This window comes from Arthrobacter sp. zg-Y844 (assembly GCF_024385465.1).
Classification (GTDB): Bacteria; Actinomycetota; Actinomycetes; order Actinomycetales; family Micrococcaceae; genus Arthrobacter_B.
This window is the reverse complement of record NZ_JANFLS010000003.1, coordinates 241,356-259,103: the sequence shown is the minus strand read 5'-3', so window position 1 is coordinate 259,103 and position 17,748 is coordinate 241,356. Positions and strand designations below refer to the sequence as shown.

Annotated in this window: 20 protein-coding genes and 1 pseudogene; 16 read left to right on the top strand and 5 right to left on the bottom strand. The window is 66.2% G+C overall.

What is annotated here, in order from left to right; all coding sequences use genetic code 11:
• Positions 1-100: pseudogene (locus NNX35_RS12455) on the top strand (3-methyl-2-oxobutanoate hydroxymethyltransferase); the annotation flags it as partial.
• A gap of 38 nt (positions 101-138) precedes the next feature.
• Here the strand turns inward: NNX35_RS12455 and NNX35_RS12450 are convergent.
• The gene (locus tag NNX35_RS12450) at positions 139-972 is read right to left on the bottom strand and encodes a hypothetical protein (RefSeq protein WP_255863862.1); all 834 of its coding nucleotides are present in this window, start codon (positions 970-972) and stop codon (positions 139-141) included.
• A gap of 167 nt (positions 973-1,139) precedes the next feature.
• Here NNX35_RS12450 and NNX35_RS12445 point away from each other — a divergent pair, with 167 nt between their 5' ends.
• Together NNX35_RS12445 and NNX35_RS12440 are read left to right on the top strand one after the other, a co-directional pair.
• Positions 1,140-1,838, top strand: a complete 699-nt coding sequence (locus NNX35_RS12445) for a sigma-70 family RNA polymerase sigma factor (RefSeq protein ID WP_255863861.1) — start codon at positions 1,140-1,142, stop codon at positions 1,836-1,838.
• A complete protein-coding gene (locus NNX35_RS12440) occupies positions 1,835-2,593 on the top strand; it encodes an anti-sigma factor domain-containing protein (RefSeq protein WP_255863860.1) in 759 nt (252 codons plus the stop codon). The genes NNX35_RS12445 and NNX35_RS12440 overlap by 4 nt, the downstream gene beginning before the upstream one ends.
• 69 nt (positions 2,594-2,662) lie before the next feature.
• On the opposite strand, the gene NNX35_RS12435 is transcribed toward NNX35_RS12440, so the two are convergent.
• The gene (locus NNX35_RS12435; RefSeq protein WP_255863859.1) at positions 2,663-2,971 is read right to left on the bottom strand and encodes a hypothetical protein; all 309 of its coding nucleotides are present in this window, start codon (positions 2,969-2,971) and stop codon (positions 2,663-2,665) included.
• Between the two features lie 312 nt (positions 2,972-3,283).
• Between NNX35_RS12435 and NNX35_RS12430 the strand changes: the two genes are divergently transcribed.
• The 12 genes from NNX35_RS12430 to NNX35_RS12375 all read left to right on the top strand — a co-directional run bounded on the left by NNX35_RS12430 (position 3,284) and on the right by NNX35_RS12375 (position 15,210).
• Positions 3,284-4,396, top strand: a complete 1,113-nt coding sequence (locus NNX35_RS12430) for a DUF475 domain-containing protein (protein WP_255766835.1) — start codon at positions 3,284-3,286, stop codon at positions 4,394-4,396.
• Between the two features lie 12 nt (positions 4,397-4,408).
• Positions 4,409-4,999, top strand: a complete 591-nt coding sequence (locus NNX35_RS12425) for a TerD family protein (protein WP_255766834.1) — start codon at positions 4,409-4,411, stop codon at positions 4,997-4,999.
• A gap of 28 nt (positions 5,000-5,027) precedes the next feature.
• Positions 5,028-5,609: a TerD family protein gene (locus NNX35_RS12420; RefSeq protein WP_255766833.1), complete on the top strand. Its 582-nt coding sequence runs from the start codon at positions 5,028-5,030 to the stop codon at positions 5,607-5,609.
• A gap of 28 nt (positions 5,610-5,637) precedes the next feature.
• A complete protein-coding gene (locus NNX35_RS12415) occupies positions 5,638-6,219 on the top strand; it encodes a TerD family protein (RefSeq protein WP_255766832.1) in 582 nt (193 codons plus the stop codon).
• A gap of 93 nt (positions 6,220-6,312) precedes the next feature.
• Positions 6,313-7,506, top strand: coding sequence for a toxic anion resistance protein (locus NNX35_RS12410; protein WP_227923330.1), 1,194 nt, complete (start codon positions 6,313-6,315; stop codon positions 7,504-7,506).
• A 38-nt stretch (positions 7,507-7,544) separates the two neighbouring features.
• Positions 7,545-8,063: a hypothetical protein gene (locus NNX35_RS12405; RefSeq protein ID WP_255766831.1), complete on the top strand. Its 519-nt coding sequence runs from the start codon at positions 7,545-7,547 to the stop codon at positions 8,061-8,063.
• Positions 8,063-8,614 carry a TerD family protein gene (locus NNX35_RS12400; RefSeq protein ID WP_255766830.1) on the top strand — a complete coding sequence of 184 codons (552 nt, stop codon included), beginning with the start codon at positions 8,063-8,065 and terminating at the stop codon, positions 8,612-8,614. Before NNX35_RS12405 ends, NNX35_RS12400 begins: the two co-directional genes overlap by 1 nt.
• 3 nt (positions 8,615-8,617) lie before the next feature.
• Positions 8,618-9,532, top strand: a complete 915-nt coding sequence (locus NNX35_RS12395) for a hypothetical protein (RefSeq protein WP_255867935.1) — start codon at positions 8,618-8,620, stop codon at positions 9,530-9,532.
• A gap of 4 nt (positions 9,533-9,536) precedes the next feature.
• A complete protein-coding gene (locus NNX35_RS12390) occupies positions 9,537-10,727 on the top strand; it encodes an HpcH/HpaI aldolase/citrate lyase family protein (protein WP_255867934.1) in 1,191 nt (396 codons plus the stop codon).
• Positions 10,724-13,471 (top strand): phosphoribosyltransferase domain-containing protein, encoded by a 2,748-nt coding sequence (locus NNX35_RS12385; RefSeq protein WP_255867933.1) that lies wholly within the window; start codon positions 10,724-10,726, stop codon positions 13,469-13,471. Before NNX35_RS12390 ends, NNX35_RS12385 begins: the two co-directional genes overlap by 4 nt.
• A gap of 5 nt (positions 13,472-13,476) precedes the next feature.
• Positions 13,477-14,274, top strand: coding sequence for an HAD family hydrolase (locus tag NNX35_RS12380; RefSeq protein WP_255867945.1), 798 nt, complete (start codon positions 13,477-13,479; stop codon positions 14,272-14,274).
• Positions 14,275-14,421: 147 nt separating this feature from the next.
• On the top strand, positions 14,422-15,210 hold the full coding sequence (locus NNX35_RS12375) for a hypothetical protein (RefSeq protein ID WP_255867932.1): 789 nt from the start codon (positions 14,422-14,424) through the stop codon (positions 15,208-15,210).
• Between the two features lie 47 nt (positions 15,211-15,257).
• Here the strand turns inward: NNX35_RS12375 and NNX35_RS12370 are convergent, their stop codons facing one another.
• Together NNX35_RS12370 and NNX35_RS12365 are read right to left on the bottom strand one after the other, a co-directional pair.
• On the bottom strand, positions 15,258-15,668 hold the full coding sequence (locus NNX35_RS12370) for a hypothetical protein (RefSeq protein WP_255867931.1): 411 nt from the start codon (positions 15,666-15,668) through the stop codon (positions 15,258-15,260).
• A gap of 71 nt (positions 15,669-15,739) precedes the next feature.
• Positions 15,740-16,279, bottom strand: a complete 540-nt coding sequence (locus NNX35_RS12365) for a hypothetical protein (protein WP_255867930.1) — start codon at positions 16,277-16,279, stop codon at positions 15,740-15,742.
• Positions 16,280-16,394: 115 nt separating this feature from the next.
• Here NNX35_RS12365 and NNX35_RS12360 point away from each other — a divergent pair, with 115 nt between their 5' ends.
• Positions 16,395-16,523 carry a hypothetical protein gene (locus tag NNX35_RS12360; protein WP_255867929.1) on the top strand — a complete coding sequence of 43 codons (129 nt, stop codon included), beginning with the start codon at positions 16,395-16,397 and terminating at the stop codon, positions 16,521-16,523.
• A gap of 8 nt (positions 16,524-16,531) precedes the next feature.
• On the opposite strand, the gene NNX35_RS12355 is transcribed toward NNX35_RS12360, so the two are convergent.
• Complete coding sequence (locus tag NNX35_RS12355; RefSeq protein ID WP_255867928.1) at positions 16,532-17,716, bottom strand: thiolase family protein; 1,185 nt, start codon at positions 17,714-17,716, stop codon at positions 16,532-16,534.
• Between the last annotated feature and the right edge of the window lie 32 nt (positions 17,717-17,748).

The following is a 17,748-nucleotide window of genomic DNA, read 5'->3' as shown; positions in this document are numbered from 1 at the left end:
CGAGCACGCGCTCGGCGGCTACAAGGTGCAGGGCCGCGGCGATGCGGGAGCCGCAGTGGTGCAGGACGCCGTCGCCCTCGCGGCGGCCGGGGCGGGATGCCGTCATGGGAATCGACGCTTCAGCTACGGGGGTCAGTCTTAGGCGTTGGCACGACGGCGGATAGCCATCGCCCCACCGGCCAGGGCCAGAACACCGGCGCCGGCTACGGCAATTCCGGCGGTGTTGCCGTTGCCGGCTGCTGCCTCGACCCCGGTGTCCGCTCCGCCTTCGGGCATCGCATCCATCTGCGAACCGGCGAGCGTGCCACAGGCCGCGGGGAGGGTCGCTGCGGCAGGCAGCGTCTCATCGAGGTCGGACATCTTCTCCGCTGCGGCGGCGGGCATCAGCGCGGGATCCACGCCGTGGACTACCACTACCGCGGACCCATCCTTCAGTGATGCTGCGGTCTCCGGAGTCAGTTCGAAGGTGCGCTCGTAGGTGTAGGCGGATCCGCCCGGGAAACGATCGATGGCCAGCGCGGAGTCTGCACTGGTGTCGCCCTCGGTGGTAAGCGAGTTGCCGATGTGGCCGTAGAACGGGTGTCCCTCGGTGGTGTTGACGACGCCGTCGCCGTCGGTGTCCGCATCGGGACCGGGGCAGACACCCTGGGCAGCGATGTGGATGTGCTGGGCGTGCGGGAAGGGGCCGTCCATGAAGGTCTCGGCCGCACCGGAGACGTTGACCGTGACCTTTGCTTCCATGCCGTGCACCTCCACCATGGCCTGTCCGGTGGTGCCCGAATTGTTCATGGTGTTCAGCGTGGCCTGGCTCGACCAAGAGTCTTCGCCGTGGGCCATGGCGGGACCCGTCGAAAGGGCCAGCGCACCCAGGGCCAGGGTGGGAACGGCAAGCAGGCGCATCTTCTTGTTCATGATCGGTTCCTTCGTCGTGTCGGTGTGCACATCGAGGTGCGTGCATCGGTCGTTAGACATGGAAGGTTCGGAGCCGATCCGTTCCCGGATGGGTCGTGAGGGAAATTACTTTGAAATCTGTGCGGGCTACCTGTCCGGGGAGATAAGAGGGGCACCCATCCATCGGCGGCCCGGCTGCGAACACTGGGTATGGAGACTCGGTATCTGCGCGGTGCAAAAGTATGACAGTGTTCTCAGCGAACATCTCCCCGTCCGTTGCCTCGGCCGGGGGCCGTCGTCGAAGGGATGACCTGTGGGAGCCCATGACTGACTCGGGAACCGGCCCGACGGACTTCACCGCTCGGCCTGCCTCCGCACCGGACGACGGGCACGAGGACCGAGGGCCCGGGCTCGCCGATCTGGTGCGACGCTGCGGCGAAGGTGACGAAACCAGTTTCGCGGCCCTGTATGACGCCACCTCCGCCAAGGTGTACGGGCTGGCGGTGCGGGTGACCAGGTCTCCGGAAATCGCGGCCGAAGTTGTCCAGGAGGTCTATTTGATGGCCTGGCAGCAATCCGCACGTTTCGACCCGGCGCGCGGGACAGTGCTGGGATGGTTATGCACCCTTGCCCACCGCAGGGCAGTGGACCGGGTACGCCAGGTGGCCCGTGAACGCGAGCGGGAACAGACCTACGAGGACCAACGGACGGGAACGCCAGTGGACCAGACATGGCAGGAAGTGGAGCAGGGGATGAAAACCCACGAGGTGCAGAACGGGTTGAGCACCCTCACCCCGCTCCAGCGCGAAGCCGTTGCCTTGGCCTACTACCAGGGATTCACCTATCAGGAGGTTGCCCTGCGCCTGGATATCCCGTTGGGCACGGCCAAGGCACGGATCCGTGACGGGTTGAAGAAGCTTCGCTCGGCTTTGGGGGGACAGTCATGAACCAGCACAGCCAGAACGCCGGGGACCTCCATGAGCTCGCCCCGCTGTATGCCGTGGACGCCCTGGAGCCTGCCGAGCGCGAAGAATTCGAACAACATCTGGCGGACTGCCCCCGCTGCCAGGCGGAGGTCGCCGAATATGCCGAAGTCACCGCCGGCCTTGCTGCGGAGACGGCCCAGACTCCCCCGCCTGCCCTGCGCAGCTCCGTATTGTCTTCCATCCACGGCACCCAGCCGCTGCCCGGCCCCTGGACCGGGCCGGCCGCCGTCGTCGTCTCCCTGGAGGAACGACGACGACGCCGCGGGCGTCGTCTCCTTGCCGCCGCAGCGGCTGCGGTCCTGCTCCCCGGAATCGGCCTGGCCGGCTGGAACCTGGGGGTCCAGTCGGAGCAGCGCGAGCAGGAACAGCAGGCAGCTCAGGAACAGGACCGGGAAACCCGGCTGCTGGCCGCACCGGATGTCGCCACGCAGCGCGTCGACGTCAACGGCCAACCGGCCACCCTGGTTGTTTCCCGGGAGGAGGATGCCGCCTTGTTCGTCGCGGACACCCTGCCGGATCCCGGCGAGGGACGGGAGTACCAGCTGTGGCTGCTCGAGGGCGAGACTCCCATTCCGGATACGCACTTTTCCGGAGGGGACGTCAGCGTCTGGCTCAGCGGTGACGTCGCCAAGGCCGGAGCCGTGGCCCTGACGGTTGAGCCTGCGGGCGGGTCCGCCACGCCTACCTTCCCGCTGGTGGCCGTCGCCGAGATCTAGGCTTCGCTTTAAAAGGAACGTCCCGCCGCATCGACTTCGTGCAACGGGACGTTCCCAGTGGAGTGGAGGCTAGCGGTCGCCGCGGCGCGCCAGTGCTTCGTTCACGCCGGCGTCGCCAAGCGCACCGAGCCAGGCCAGCAGCTCCGGGCCGGCAGCGGGGTTGGCTGCCACCGCAGGGCGCGCCAGCGGGTGGTCGGTGGCCAGTTCCTGCAGCCGGAGCGGGTCGGTACCCGGATCTTCGGCCTCGGCCAGGACGGCAACCTCGGCGGGGTCCACCTGCGCGGGCGGGGCGGCGGATGCGCCGCCGCTGACGACGTCTGCTGCCGGAATGTTCATAACCGGTTCCGGATTTCCGTTCCCAAACTTTTCGTCCTGCATGCAGTCCTCCTTCAAATGGGTGCCTGAGTAAGCAGGCTTTCCATTATTCTTTCAGACCGCGAGGGCCGCCGCCCAATCGCCGCCGCCTCGTCAAAAGGACTCAACGGACTGCCGCAGTCGGCCGCTGCTCTGGCGCCCTGCACTCCCCTGGCTCTACCCTCTCCGCGAACGTCACCGCCGGTAGTTGCCCGCGGTGTCCGGGGTGCGACATACTGAAGCCTAATTCGATTCGGATGAAGCCATCCTCTACCTAGTTTTTGCCCTTTCCGCCCCCACCGGCTGCGCGCAGGAACTGAAGGAGCTGCAAGCAGAGTGTTTTTCAAAACTTTCGGTTGGTCGTTTGTTATCACGGCCGCCGCGCTGGTAACGGCGTTCTTCTACGGCGGGGTAGAGGCACTCATCCTCTGCGCCATCCTGGGCGTTCTCGAAATCAGCCTTAGCTTCGACAATGCCGTGGTCAACGCGCGCATTCTCGAAAAAATGAGCCCCTTCTGGCAGAAGATGTTCCTCACCGTGGGCATCCTCATCGCCGTCGTCGGCATGCGCATCGTCTTCCCGCTGGTCATTGTGGGCGTCACCGCCAGCATCAACCCGATCGAAGCGCTGCAGCTGGCCCTCGAGAAGGGCGATCCGGACGAGCCGGGCAGCTACGGCTACCTCCTGCATGAAGCCCACCCGCAGATCGCCGCCTTCGGCGGCCTGTTCCTGCTGATGATCTTCCTTGACTTCATGTTCGAAGACCGGGACATCCGCTGGCTGCGCTGGCTGGAAACCCCGTTCGCTAAGGTCGGCAAGGTCAACGGCGCCTCCCTGATCGTCGGCCTCGGTGCCCTGCTGGCCGCCGGTGCCCTCTCGGATCCCTCGCACACCACTGACGTCTTCATCGCCGGCGCCGCCGGCCTGATCACCTACCTGCTGGTCACCGGCCTGGGTGACATGTTCGACGTCGACGGCGACGACGACTTCGATGCCGACGACGTCGAGGCACGCGCCCCGAAGTCCGGCAACGGCGCCCTGGTGAAGGCCACCGGCAAGGCCGCCTTCATGCTCTTCCTCTACCTGGAAGTCATTGACGCGTCCTTCTCCTTCGACGGTGTCATCGGCGCCTTCGCCATCACCTCGGACCCGATCATCATTGCCCTGGGCCTTGGCCTCATCGGTGCGATCTTCGTCCGGTCCCTGACCGTGTTCCTCGTGAAGCAGGGCACCCTGGACGAGTTCGTTTACCTGGACCACGGTGCCCACTGGGCCATCGGCGCCCTGGCGGCCATCCTGCTGCTCACCATCGAAATCGAGATCAACGAGGTCATCACCGGCTTGATCGGCGTGGTCTTCATCCTCGCGTCGCTGACCTCCTCGATTGTGCGTAACAAGCGCGCAGCGAAGTCCGCCGGTGCATCCAAAGATCCTGTTTACACAAACTAACGAGGGAGAATCATGGGCCTGAGCCTGCAGAAAGGTCAGTCGCTGTCACTGACGAAGAAGGACGGCGGAGCACTGAGCAAGACCCGCCTGGGACTGGGCTGGGATTCCGCTGCCCCGGTCAAGCGGGGACTGTTCGGCGGCAAGAAGACCGCGGAAGTGGACCTCGATGCCTCGGCCATCTTCTTCGACGCCAACGGCAACGCTGTTGACCAGGTCTGGTACGGCCAGCTCGCGAGCAAGGACGGCTCCGCCAAGCACACCGGCGACAACCTCACCGGCGCCGGCGAGGGCGACGACGAGGTCATCCTGGTGAACCTGGCAGCCGTCTCCCCCGCAGTGCAGAACATCGTGTTCGTGATCTCCAGCTACAGCCGGCAGACCTTCGACCAGGTCGAGAACGCGTTCTGCCGCCTGGTCGACGATTCCACGCCCGGCAGCCCGGAAATCGCCCGCTACCAGCTGACCGACGCCGGCAACCACACCGCCATGGTGATGGCCAAGGTCGGCCGCGAGGGGTCCGGCTGGAGCTTCAAGGCCATCGGCGAACGCGCCCAGGGGCGCACCGTGATGGACCTGATCCCCACCGCAGCCCGCTCGCTCTAACCACCCGCCCATCCGTAAGGAGAGCACCTTGTCCGGCCTGACACTTTCAAAAGGAAGCAACCTTTCCCTCACCAAGGCTGACCCGGGCCTGGAACGGGCCCTGATCGGCCTGGGCTGGGATCCGCGCACCACCAGCGGAGATCCGTTCGACCTGGACGCCTCCGCTCTGCTGCTCGGAGCCGACGGCAAGGTGCGCTCCCAGGATGACTTCATTTTCTACAACCAGCTGTCCGCCAAGGACGGCTCGGTGGTCCACCAGGGCGATAACCGCACCGGCCAGGGCGACGGCGACGACGAGCAGATCCTGATTGACCTCAGCATCCTGACCGACGACGTCGACCGCGTGGTCATTGTGGTCTCCATCGACCAGGCCGAAGCGCGGCACCAGAACTTCGGGCAGGTGCGCGATGCGTACTGCCGCGTGGTCAACCAGGACACCGACGCTGAGGTGGTCCGCTACGACCTCAGTGAAGACGCCGCAGCGGAAACCTGCATGATTTTCGCCGAGATCTACCGCAACCGCGGAGAGTGGAAGTTCCGCGCCATCGGCCAGGGCTACGCGTCCGGGCTGTACGGGGTTGCCACCGACTTCGGCATCGCCCTCGACTAATCCCCACGTCTACAAGGAGCTGAACACCATGGCAGGACTGACCCTCACCAAGGGCAACAACCTTTCCCTCACCAAAACCGATCCCGGACTCCAGAAGGCCGTAGTCGGCCTGGGCTGGGACCCGCGCACCACCACGGGCGAACCCTTCGACCTGGATGCCTCGGCGCTGATGATCGCAGCTAACGGCAAGGTGCGCTCCTCCGACGACTTCATCTTCTACAACCAGCCCGCTGCCAAGGACGGCTCCGTCACCCACCTGGGCGACAACCGTTCCGGCGCCGGCGAAGGTGACGACGAGCAGATCCAGATCGACCTGACGCAGATGGCCGCCGACGTCGACCGCGTGGTCATTGTGGTTTCCATCGACCAGGCCGAGGCCCGTAACCAGAACTTCGGCCAGGTCCGCGGAGCGTACTGCCGTGTCATCAACCAGGAAAACGACAGCGAGATTGTCCGCTTCGACCTCAGCGAGGACGCCGCGCCGGAGACCTCCATGATCTTCGCCGAGGTGTACCGCAACAACGGCGAATGGAAGTTCAAGGCCGTAGGCCAGGGCTACGCCACCGGCCTGGCCGGCATCGCCACCGATTTCGGCGTGCAGCTCAGCTAGACTCGCTTTTCCAGTTACACCCTGCGGGGAGTGTTCCGCAGGCCGGGACACTCCCCGCATCCGTATACGCAGCTCACAAGAAAAGGCTGGACCATGACCACACCGTTGACTCCCCCGGACGCCACCGAAGCCGCCCTGGTGCTGAAAGCCCCGGAACCGCCCGCTCCGGTCGCTCCCGAGAGCGCCCCGGGCATGGTTCCGGTGCCGGAGGAACGCCGCGTCGAAATCGCCGCCCAGGCCAAGTCCTTCATGGAGGAAGTCTCCAAGCTGGACGCCCGCAGCCCGGAGTTCACCGCCCAGGTGGATTCCATCAACAAGCTGGCCGGTGCGGAAATGGTGCAGTCCGCCGGATACTCCACCCGTCTGCTGGACCGTTCCTCCACCTCCGTGGCCGGGGCGAAGAAGTCCGGCAACGATGCGCAGAAGAAGGTCGCCGTCACCCTGGGCGACCTGCGCAGCACCGTCGAGGACCTCACCCCGAACCAGGCGAACCTGGGCACCGGACGCAAGATCCTCGGCATCATCCCCGGCGGCAACAAGCTGGCGAAGTACTTCCAGAAGTACGAGTCCGCGCAGGTCCAGCTGGACAAGATCATCAAGGCCCTGATGGCCGGCCAGGATGAACTGCTCAAGGACAACGCCTCCCTCGCCGGGGAAAAGGTGGAGCTGTGGAAGACCATGCAGACCCTGAGCGAATACTCCGTGCTCGCCGAGTCCCTGGATGCGGCCTGCGTGGAAAAGGTGGACAAGCTCAAGAACTCCGGGCAGATCGAGCAGGCCAACGCCCTGGAAGCGGATGTCCTCTTCCCCATCCGCCAGCGCCGCCAGGACATCCTCACCCAGCTGGCCGTGTCCGTGCAGGGCTACCTCGCCATGGACCTGATCCGCAAGAACAACGTGGAACTGATCAAGGGTGTGGAGCGGGCACGCACCACCACCATTTCCGCGCTGCGCACCGCCGTCATCGTGGCCCAGGCCCTGGCCAACCAGAAGATGGTGCTGGACCAGATCGACGCGGTGAACACCACCACGAACAACATGATCCTGAGCACCAGCGAAATGCTCAAGGACCAGACCGCCCGGATCCACCAGCAGGCCTCCAGCTCCGGCGTGAGCGTGGAAACCCTGCAGAAGGCGTTCGACAACGTGTACCAGACCATGGACGCGATCGACACGTTCCGCTCGGAAGCGGCCCGCAACATGGAAGGGACCGTGAAGTCCCTGGAATCCACCATCACGCAGGCCAAGCCGTACCTCGAGCGGTCCCGCCAGAGCGAGTCCCGCTAAATGCCGGGCAGGACAGCACCGGTGGGTAGGAGCAGGCCATGGCAGTAGGCAGGTTCTTCGGTTCCCTCTTCGGCAACTCGCCGGAGCCGGAACCGCCACCGGCGCTGTCCGCGGCCACGCCGCCGTCGGGCCCTGACGCCGAACACCAGGAGACCGTGAAGTCCCTGGAGAACCTGCGCCGGGCCGTGCGCCGGGCGGGCGCCGCCCTGCCGACCCTGGTGTCCTCCATGGTCCGGCAGATCGACGACATCCTGGCGCCGTTGGTCGAATACGTGGGCAGCCACGGCGCCTCCACCGAGCAGCGCGTGCTGCTCAACGCCATCATTACCAATTACCTCCCTACGCCCCTGCGTGCCTACGTGGCCCTCAGCGATCGGGAGCGGACCGAGAGTTCAGAGGCCACCACATTGCTCGTTGACCAACTCACCATCCTGGAAGGCATTGCCCGGGACCTGGAGAACCAGGTCCGCACCGGCGCCATTGCCGAGCTGTCCACCCACGGACGGTTCCTCGATGACAAGTTCTCCCCCTCCTCCCTGACCCTCGGGGACCGCTGATGGGAACCCTGGTAGCCGGCGCCAATGCCGCCCTCACCGCCGAAAACCCCGGCCTCAGCTCCGTCCTGGTGGGACTGGGCTGGGACGTGATCCCCAGCCGCGGGCCCGCCGCCGAACTGGTTCCGCTGACCCTGCTGTGCGGCTCCGACGGCCGGGTCCTCTCCGACGAGCACCTGGTCTTCTTCAACCAGATCGCCAGCCCGGAGGGTTCCGTGGTGTTCGAGGGCGACGACGACACGGAGCAGATCGACGTCGACCTGTCCCGGGTGCCGGACGCCGTCTCCAAGATTGTCTTCGCCGTGTACGCCGACCCGGAGATGCGCGGACCGGGCACCTTCGCGGCCGTGCGCAGCGCCTACATCCGGGTGGCACGGCCCAACGGCGGGGAGCTGGTCCGGTTCGACCTGCCCTCGGCGAACCGGGACAGCATCACCGCCATGATGTTCGGCGAGCTGTACCGGCACCGCACCGACTGGAAGTTCCGCGCCCTGGGCCAGGGGTACACCACCGGCCTGCGCGGACTGGCTGCCGACTTCGGATTCGATCTCTAGGCGATGGCCGTCAACCGCTCGTCGGCCGTCCGCACCGACCTTCCCTTCCTGAGCCGCCGGGTCAAGCCGCGCGCGGCGGCTCCCGCTGCGCCCCCGGCGGCCGCCGCGCCGCGGACGCCGCCGGCCCCTGCCGCAGCGCCGCGCACTTCCACACCCCACGCGTCCACGCCCGCCGCCCGGCCGGCCACCCCTGCTACTCCGGCTCCGGCTCCGGGGTCCCTTTCGCTGTCCCCGCCGCCGCGGCAGCAGCCCGCGCCGTCGGTCTCCCCGTCGCTTTCGCTGGGCCTGTCCCCGAATGCCGAGGCGGCCAGCAGCCGGGCCGCTGCCCCCGCAGCACCACGGCCGACGTCGTCCTCCCGCACTTCCGAACCGGTACGGGCGGAGCCCCTGCACAACAGGCTCTTCCCGGCACCGGGCATGGGCGAGCTGCGCAGCCTGGACCGGCAGAACCCGGTTCTGCGCCTGACTCCCATGGAATCCGCCGTGGGCAGCCTCGTGGTTGCCGGTACCGTACGTGCGGTGTGGGAGGGCCCGGGATACAGCACCGGCTCCATTTCCGCCGGCGAGTTCCGGCCCGAAGACCTGGACGGCGTCCAGGTCCAGGCTCCGGGCAACCGGCCGCTGGTCGGCTATGAGGATGACCTCGCGCTCGTTCCGCTGCGCCATGTTCGAATGCTGCGCCGGGCACTGTTCTTCGCGAAGCCGAAGCAGCCCATGAGCGTGGGGGTCTACAACGGCAAGTCGGTGACCATCCCGGCGCAGGCCGGCCACCGCAGCTACTACGCGCTCTCCGTGATCCGCATTGACGACGTACTCGAACTCCGGGCCGAGGAACTGCCGTACGGCATGGAGTTCAAAGCCATCTGGGAGGCCTTCGGCTTCACCATGACCACCCGCCTCCCCTACCAGGGGCGCTAATCCGATGCGCCATTTCTCCTACCTCAGCGAGCCGGAAACCGCCCGCCTGTTCCATCTCGCACCGCAGGAACTGACCCTCGATTCCGACGCCGGACTGCTGGCGACCGCGCTCGGGGCCACGCTTTATTGCCCCGCAACCCGCCCGGACCTGGTCAAGGACGTCCGCAAACAGGCTGCCCGCGGAGCCGTCAGCATGGTCATCTGCCTGGAGGATTCCATTGCCGACGCCGAGGTTCCGGCAGCAGAGACCAACGTGGTGGAAGCCCTCGCCGAGCTGCACGCTGCCGGCATCCGGAAGACCGGCGACCCCGAAGACCTGATGCTCTTCGTCCGCGTCCGCACGCCCGAACAGCTGCTGGGCCTCGCCGAGCGCGGCGGGCAGACCCTGGACGTCCTCACCGGGTTCGTCATTCCGAAGTTCGAGAACACGTCCGGTGCCGCCCAGCGCTTCCTCGACGCCCTGCATACCGTGAACGACGCGCGCTGGGCCGCCGATCCCGGTGCACGGCCGCTGCGGATCATGCCGATCCTCGAGTCTCCGCTGATGATCCACGCCGAGACCCGCACGCATACCCTCGGCGGCATCTTCGAGGTGCTGGAAGCGAACCGGCCGGACATCCTGGCCGTGCGGATCGGCGCCACGGACATGTCCAGCGCCTATGGGCTGCGCCGTTCCCGGGACCTCACCATTTACGACGTCAAGGTGGTCTCCGCGGTGATCGGGGACATCGTCAACATGCTCGGCAGGCCGGGCGGCTTTGTCATCAGCGGCCCGGTCTGGGAACACTACAGCTCCGGCGAGCGCCTGCTGCGCCCGATGCTTCGTTCCTCCCCCTTCGCGGACGCCGACGAGCTGGGCCTGCGCCAGCGGCTTCTGACGGCGAACCTGGACGGGCTGATCCGCGAAATCGAACTGGACCAGGCCAACGGACTGCTCGGCAAGACCGTCATCCACCCCTCGCACGTTCCCCTGGTCCATGCCATGTCCGTGATCAGCCACGAGGCATACCTGGATGCCCTCCACATTTCCGGCGAGGCCGGGGGCGGCGCCGCGGCGTCGCCCTACCGCAACAAGATGAACGAAATGAAACCGCATCAGGCGTGGGCAGCTTCCACCCTCGTCCGGGCCGCTGCCTTCGGCGTGGCAGCCCCCGACATCACCTATGTAGATCTTCTGGAAGCGAGCATGAATTGAAGCACCACCCCTGGACCGGCGGATTTGTGAACGAGGCCCTGGGAGCGCGGATCACCTCTGATCCTGCAGCGCTGTTGCCGGTAGAGGACCTGGTGGGACTGGCATTGCGCCGCAACCCCCGCCGCGCGCACCTGCTCGTGTCCCGCGTGCTGGCCAAACATGTACCCACCGAACCGGCGCTCGTCCTGGCTGCCGGAGAGCTTCTCGGCGCACTGGCCGGAGCGGCACTCGGCAGCACGGTGGACGACGCCGTGCTGCGCGGCGTCGCAGCCGACCTTGCGGCGGTGCTCGAGGACTGCGAGAGTACAGCCGGATCCAGGCGGGCAAACGACGACGGCGGCCGGCACGCCGCGGCCCGCACACCGCGCGCCCGGCTGCAGTATGCCCGTGAACGGCTCTGGGACCTGCCCGTCGCCCACTCCGAGGTGGTGACCATCGGCTACGCGGAGACCGCCACCGGTCTGGGCCGGCTCGTCGCCGACATGCTGGGCTCCTACTACATCCATTCCACCCGGCACGCACCGGAGGGTGCGGTGGCGTACGGCGCCTTCGAGGAAGCCCATTCACACGCCACCTCGCACCGGCTGCTGCCCGTGGACCCTGCCCGGCTGAACAGCCCTACCCCCGTCGTGTTGGTCGACGATGAGCTCAGCACCGGCGCCACCGTCATCAACACCATCACCGAACTGCATGCCGCCGCACCGCATCCGCTCTACGTGGTGGCCTCGCTGATCGACCTGCGCTCGGACACCGACCGTGCCCGTTTCGACGAGCTGGCGGACGAGTTGGGCTGCAGCATCCGCGTGGTCGCGCTGGGGACGGGCAGCATCGAACTGGGCGAGGACATCCTGACCCGGGCCGAGGAACTGATCGGCGGATTGGCTCCTCAGGAGCCGGCCGGCGCAGAGCCGGCCGGTACTGAGCCGGCCGCGTTGTCCGCTGCCGTTTCCGACCCCGGTAGCGTGACCGTGCTGGATTACTCCAGTGCCGCACGCAGCCTGCGCAGTGACCGGTTCGGCAACCGTGCCGGCATCTCCTCCGAATACCTCGGCACCCTGCCGGACGCCCTGCCCGGAGCAGTCTCGGCAGAGAGCCTGGCGCTCGTTGCCTCCCGCATCTCCGCCGCACTGCCCGCATCGGCGGAATCGGTGCTGGTCCTGGGCTGCGAGGAATTCATCCATGTGCCGCTGACCATCGCCAACGCCGTGGCCGAGGCCCTGCCCGGTGCCTCGGTCCGGTTCTCCACCACCACGCGCTCCCCCATTGTGCCGATTGACCGGCCGGATTACGCCATTGCCAATGCCGTGGACTTCGCCAGCCACGATGTCACCGAGGATGGTCCCGGCCCGCGGCACGCCTACAACGTCGGACCCCGCCAAGCCGCCGACGGCACCGCCTCGGACACCGGCTTCGACAGCATTGTGCTCCTGCCCGAACCCGGCACCGACCCTGCATCCATCAGCGGCCCGGGCAGCGTGACCGAGGCGCTGCGCGCGGTGACCGGCGCCGTCGTCGTTGTCCTGTTGCCGGCCGATGTCCCCGCAGCCGAAGACTGGACCGGTTCCGTTGCGGCGGCCGTGCCGCTGACCGGCCCGGAGTTCGGGTCCTACGCGCCCGAGGACGTGACCTGGCTGCTGAAGGACCTGCGCGACGCCAAACTGGAGGCCCCCACCGCCGAGCGGGAGGCGGCCATCCAGTCCGGCGGGGCGAACTACGCGGAGTCGCTGCCGATGGAGTACCTGCCCTCGGCGCAGTACCAGGACCTGTACGAGGAGGCGCTGCGCCGTTCCGCGCCCCGGGTCGCGTCCGCCGTCGGCACCGTGACCGAACTGGCGCTGGCCGCCCGAAACCGCGAACCGGTGCTGGTGTCGCTCGCCCGGGCCGGCACACCGATCGGGATCCTCATGCGCCGTTGGGCGCAGCGGATGCACGGGCTGGACCTGCCGCACTACACCATGAGCATTGTGCGCGGCGTGGGAATGGATGAAACGGCGCTGCGTTATCTGGCGCGGACGTACTCCCCCGAGCGGATCCTGTTCGTGGACGGCTGGACCGGCAAGGGCGCCATCACACGTGAGCTGACCGCGGCGCTGGATAAGTTCGAAGCCACCGACGGTGTGCGGTTCTCCCCGGAGCTCGCGGTGCTGGCCGATCCCGGCCATTCCGTGGAGCTGTTCGGCACGCGGGAGGATTACCTGATTCCGTCGGCCTGCCTGAACTCGACCGTCTCCGGGCTGGTGTCCCGCACGGTCTTCAACAAGGACCTGATTGCGCCGGACGATTTCCACGGCGCGAAGTTCTACGCGCATCTGGCCGGCGCCGATGTGTCGCGGGACTTCCTGACGGCGATCGAACGGCACTTCGACGACGTACGCCCCGAAGCGGAGGCTGCTGCGGCGTCGCTCGCTGCTGCGGACCGGACCCCCACGTGGGTGGGCTGGCAGGCAGTGGAGCGCCTAAGCGAGGAATACGGCATCCACAACGTGAACCTGGTGAAGCCCGGCGTCGGCGAGACCACCCGTGTGCTGCTGCGCCGGGTGCCGTGGAAGGTGCTGGTGCATCCCGGGGCGCTGGAGGACGTGGCGCATGTGCTGCTTCTGGCCGAACAGCGCGGCGTGCCCGTGGAGGAAGTGCCGGACCTGCCGTTCAGCTGCGTGGGCCTGATCCATCCCCGGTTCACTGCCGGCGCCGTGGGCGCCGACGGACGGGCCGTTGCTGCTGCCGTTCCGGGAGCCGACGCGTGAAGACGATGCTCGCGTCCGACCTGGACCGCACCCTGATCTACTCCGCCAACGCGCTGTTCCTGAACACCGAGGACGCCCTGGCTCCTGCCATGGTGGTGGCCGAAGTCTATGAGGGTAAGCCGCTGTCCTTCATGACCCGTGCCGCCGAGGCGCTGCTGGTCTCCGCCGCGGAAGTCTCCGTGTTCGTCCCCGTGACCACGCGGACCGTGGCCCAGTACCGCCGAATCCAGCTGCCCGGCCCGACGCCGGAGTATGCCGTCACCACCAATGGCGGCGTCATCCTGCACCATGGAGAGCCCGACGCCGACTGGCAGGCCTCCGTGCGCCGCCTGGTGGGCTCCGGGTGCGCACCGCTGGCCGAGGTTGAGGCCTACCTGGGCCGTCCTGAGTTCCATGAATGGATTCTGAAGCTTCGTTCCGCTGAGGACCTGTTCGTGTACGCGATTGTGGACCGGGATGCCCTCCCCGGCGAGTTCCTGCTGGCTCTGGAGGACTGGTGCGATGCGCGCGGCTGGACCGTGTCGCTGCAGGGCCGCAAGCTCTATTGCGTGCCGACGCCGGTCACCAAGCAGCAGGCCGTGGCCGAGGTTGCCCGCCGCATCGGTGCGGACCGCGTCATCGCGGCCGGGGATTCCCTCCTGGACCGGCCGATGCTGGAGTGCGCCGACGTCGCGTTCCGTCCCGCGCACGGCGAGCTGGACGACGCCGGCTACTTCGATCCGCACCTTCAGGTCACCGAGTCGCGCGGGATCCTGGCCGGGGAAGAAATTGTCCGGCTGATGCTGGGGCTGGTGCGGGGATAGGCCTGGCTGGTCGCGAGGCATTTAGGCTGCGGAAGGCGTTGGGAAATCAGGCAGTTATGCCGTTAAGCCTTCGGATGTTATTCCCTTTCAAGGATAGGATCGGCTCCGCAACCTCGCTCTTTGCTGGATTTATGAAAGGTCTCATTCATGTCTCAACAGCCCGGTGCTTTGAAAGGCGGGGTACGCCCTCCCCGTAAGCCTCCCTTTTTGCCGCTCCTCTTTCCCGTCATGGCTCTGGCCGGTGCTGTGTACGTGTTCGTCTATGGAAATCAGGATAAGTTGCCCTCTGATTTCCCTTTGCTTGGGGCTGGTCTGCTCTTTGGCGCCATAGTCGTGCTGCTTCCACTCCGGTCGCCCTGGATTTTCCTCGCCGCCCTGATTGGCTCATGTCTATCCTTTTTCATTGTCGGCATGCCCGCGCTTGCATGGAATCTAGGTCTCATTGTCGGCATGCTGACCGGAATAGGCCTGCAGGAGATGCGGATCGAGATGCGCAAGAATGCCCGCACGGGAGAGTGGTTTTTGGGGTATCGAGGATTTAACTCGGTCAGCGAAATCTGGCAGGCCGCAGTCACGGAACTCCAGGCCATGGACGGCGGCCGGAAGGCGAAGCACGCGCTGCTGATTGAGCATGGATCTGCGCACCTGCAAATCTCGGGAAGTATCACCACGGGCCTGGTGTGCCACCGCAATCCCGATGTTGACCACCAGGACACCTGGGCCGTACTGATTGTTGATCAGTCATCTTCGGGAGCGGGTTCCGGCTTCCAGGTCACCGCCCCGCAGAGGAATAGCGAACCCGTGGTGTTCGTACACGGCCTGAGCACGGCGGAGAAGGCATTGAATGACTTCCTCGCCAATCCCGACGAAATTCCCGGGCCCCCTAACTGGAAAACGGGAATTCCCAAGAGTGCAGTCCCGAAGGTCCGCTGGTAAGCCCTTTCCACTCGCAAGCTGCCGGACGGAGCTGCGGATACACCGGCCTAGATGTTGATCCGCGGCGGGGCAGGAGCGGGCTCCGTGATGGGGCGGTCCCTACCGATCACCCCTGCTGCGTAGCTCAGGAATTCATCCAACCGCCGGTTAAAGCTCTCCGCAACACCAAAGGACTTACCGCTGCCGATCCGGAAACCGAAGGTGTCGAACGCATGGACCTCGATGGCGGTGCCGGTCCCGGATTCGGACGCGTTGAAGGTCAGTGCGACGGGCATATTGGCGCGGCCTTCAGCCGTCATGTTGCCCCAGGTCCGGTACAGCGCGTTGGACCCCATGTGCACTTCCAGCGAGGACTCTCCCCGCCGGACCTCCTCTCCGTGGGAGGAGAAGGCCGTGGCCAACGCGTCCAGGACCGCCTGCGGCGGCTGGGCCGAGGTCCACTGTTCCTTCTTTTCCACTATCGGTTTAGTGCTGAACAACGGCATGGCGATACCCCCTGATTGAGACGGGTTTATTTGAGACTGTCTGTTTATTCGGTGAAGGCCTGTTCGTACACGATCGCCTGACTAGGCATTAGAACCCCGGAGACCCGAAGCAAAACTGCGCCGTCCAGATGGTGATACTCGGTACCGAATGCCGGGCCCAGGCTCGCAAGAGTCTCCTGAATATACGCCGACCGGGTTTGTGCGTCTTCGGGAGTCGCGAACACCTCAACTACGGCCCCACCATCCACACCCGTTTCACTAGGGTCAGCGGCTGTATCGGCAATCCAGGCTGCGCTGGTGTATTGACCGGGACGGCCAATCAAACCATTCGAATCGTTGGTTTCCGTTACCTCCGTGATCGCGCTAATTGTAGGTACGCTCGCCTTGAGACGTTCTGCCACAGCCACAGCAGTCTCGGACTCAGCTACTTCAGGGGCGTCGGGCGTCTCAGGCGTCTTGGTCGGGACAGATACGGTCGAAGGCGTTGCGGCCGACTCATTTCCGGCTTCGTTGTCGTCGGAACTACAACCAGTCAGTGCAATTGCACCAATCAGCAGCACGGTAGCCATATTTATCTTGCTCATTTTTCCTTTTTCTTTTCACCTGAAATAACTTCCAAAGACTAACGTCCGCTAGCTATTGCGGATGCTTTCGACACAGCCCGGCGCTGCCGAAACATGCGGGCGGTAGAGTGCTCGCATGAGCGAGCAGGATGAAGACCCGCGGGACAGTGAGGATCGAGACGAGCGCCGGCGTGAAATCGACGCTGCACTCCATTCCATCCTCACGAAGGACGCCGAACTGCTTGCCCGGCTGGCTGACGCGTAGGTAAGCGCCTACACCCGCTCCAGCAGCATCGAGACGCCCTGGCCCAGCCCCACGCACATGGTCACCAGGGCCTTCGACGCCCCCTCACGTTCCATCCGGTTCAGCATCGTCACCGTAAGCCGGGACCCGGACGACCCCAGCGCATGCCCGAGAGCGATGGCCCCGCCGTCGCGGTTCACTATGGACTCGTCCAGGTTCAGGGCGCGTATGCACGCCAGCGACTGCGCGGCGAAGGCCTCGTTCAGCTCCACGGCTTCGAGATCGCCAAGCGACCAGCCCGCCCGGTCCAGCACCTTCTGCGTTGCAGGCACCGGCCCGATGCCCATCACGGCGGGCGCCACACCGGCGGAAGCGCCGTCGACAATCCGGGCGCGGGCGTTCAGACCCAGCCGACGGACGGCATTGGCGCTGGCGACGACGACGGCGGACGCGCCGTCGTTCAGCGAGCTTGAGTTCCCGGCGGTCACCACGCCGTCGGACCGCACGATGGGCCGCAGCTTCGCCAGCGCCTCGATGCTGGTTTCCCGGCGCGGACCCTCGTCGGTCTTCACCACGCCCTTCTTCGTTTCCACCGGGACGATCTCGTCCGTGAAGCGCCCCTCGTCGATGGCCGCGAGCGCGCGCTGGTGCGAGCGCAGCGCGAAGGCGTCGGAATCTTCGCGGGTGATGCCATCCCGGGTGGCCAGCTCCTCGGCGGTTTCGGGCATGGAATAAGTGGTGCCGGGCAAGTCGTAGAACCGAGGGTTGGTGAAGCGGGCGCCGATCGCGGAATCAGCCAGCTCCCCCGGCTTGGCGAAGGCTTTCTCCGGTTTCGCCAGCACCCACGGCGCCCGAGACATCGACTCCACTCCCCCGGCCACCACAATGTCCGCGGCGCCTGACTTAATCATCTGCGAGGCCGTGATGATCGCGCTGAGCCCGGAGGCGCAGAGCCGGTTTACGGTCATCGCCGGCACGGTATCGGGGAACCCGGCCAGCAGGGCCGCCATCCGTGCCACGTTCCGGTTGTCCTCGCCGGCCTGGTTCGTGTTGCCCAGCAGTACCTCGTCGACGTCGGCCGGATTCACCCCTGCGCGGGCCACCGCCTCCTGCAATACCAGGGCCGCGAGATCGTCGGGGCGGACGCTTGAGAGGGCACCGCCGTAGCGGCCGACGGGAGTGCGGACGCCGGACACCAGATAAGCCTCAGTCATGCTGGAAATAGTACTGCGCCCGCAATAGTAAT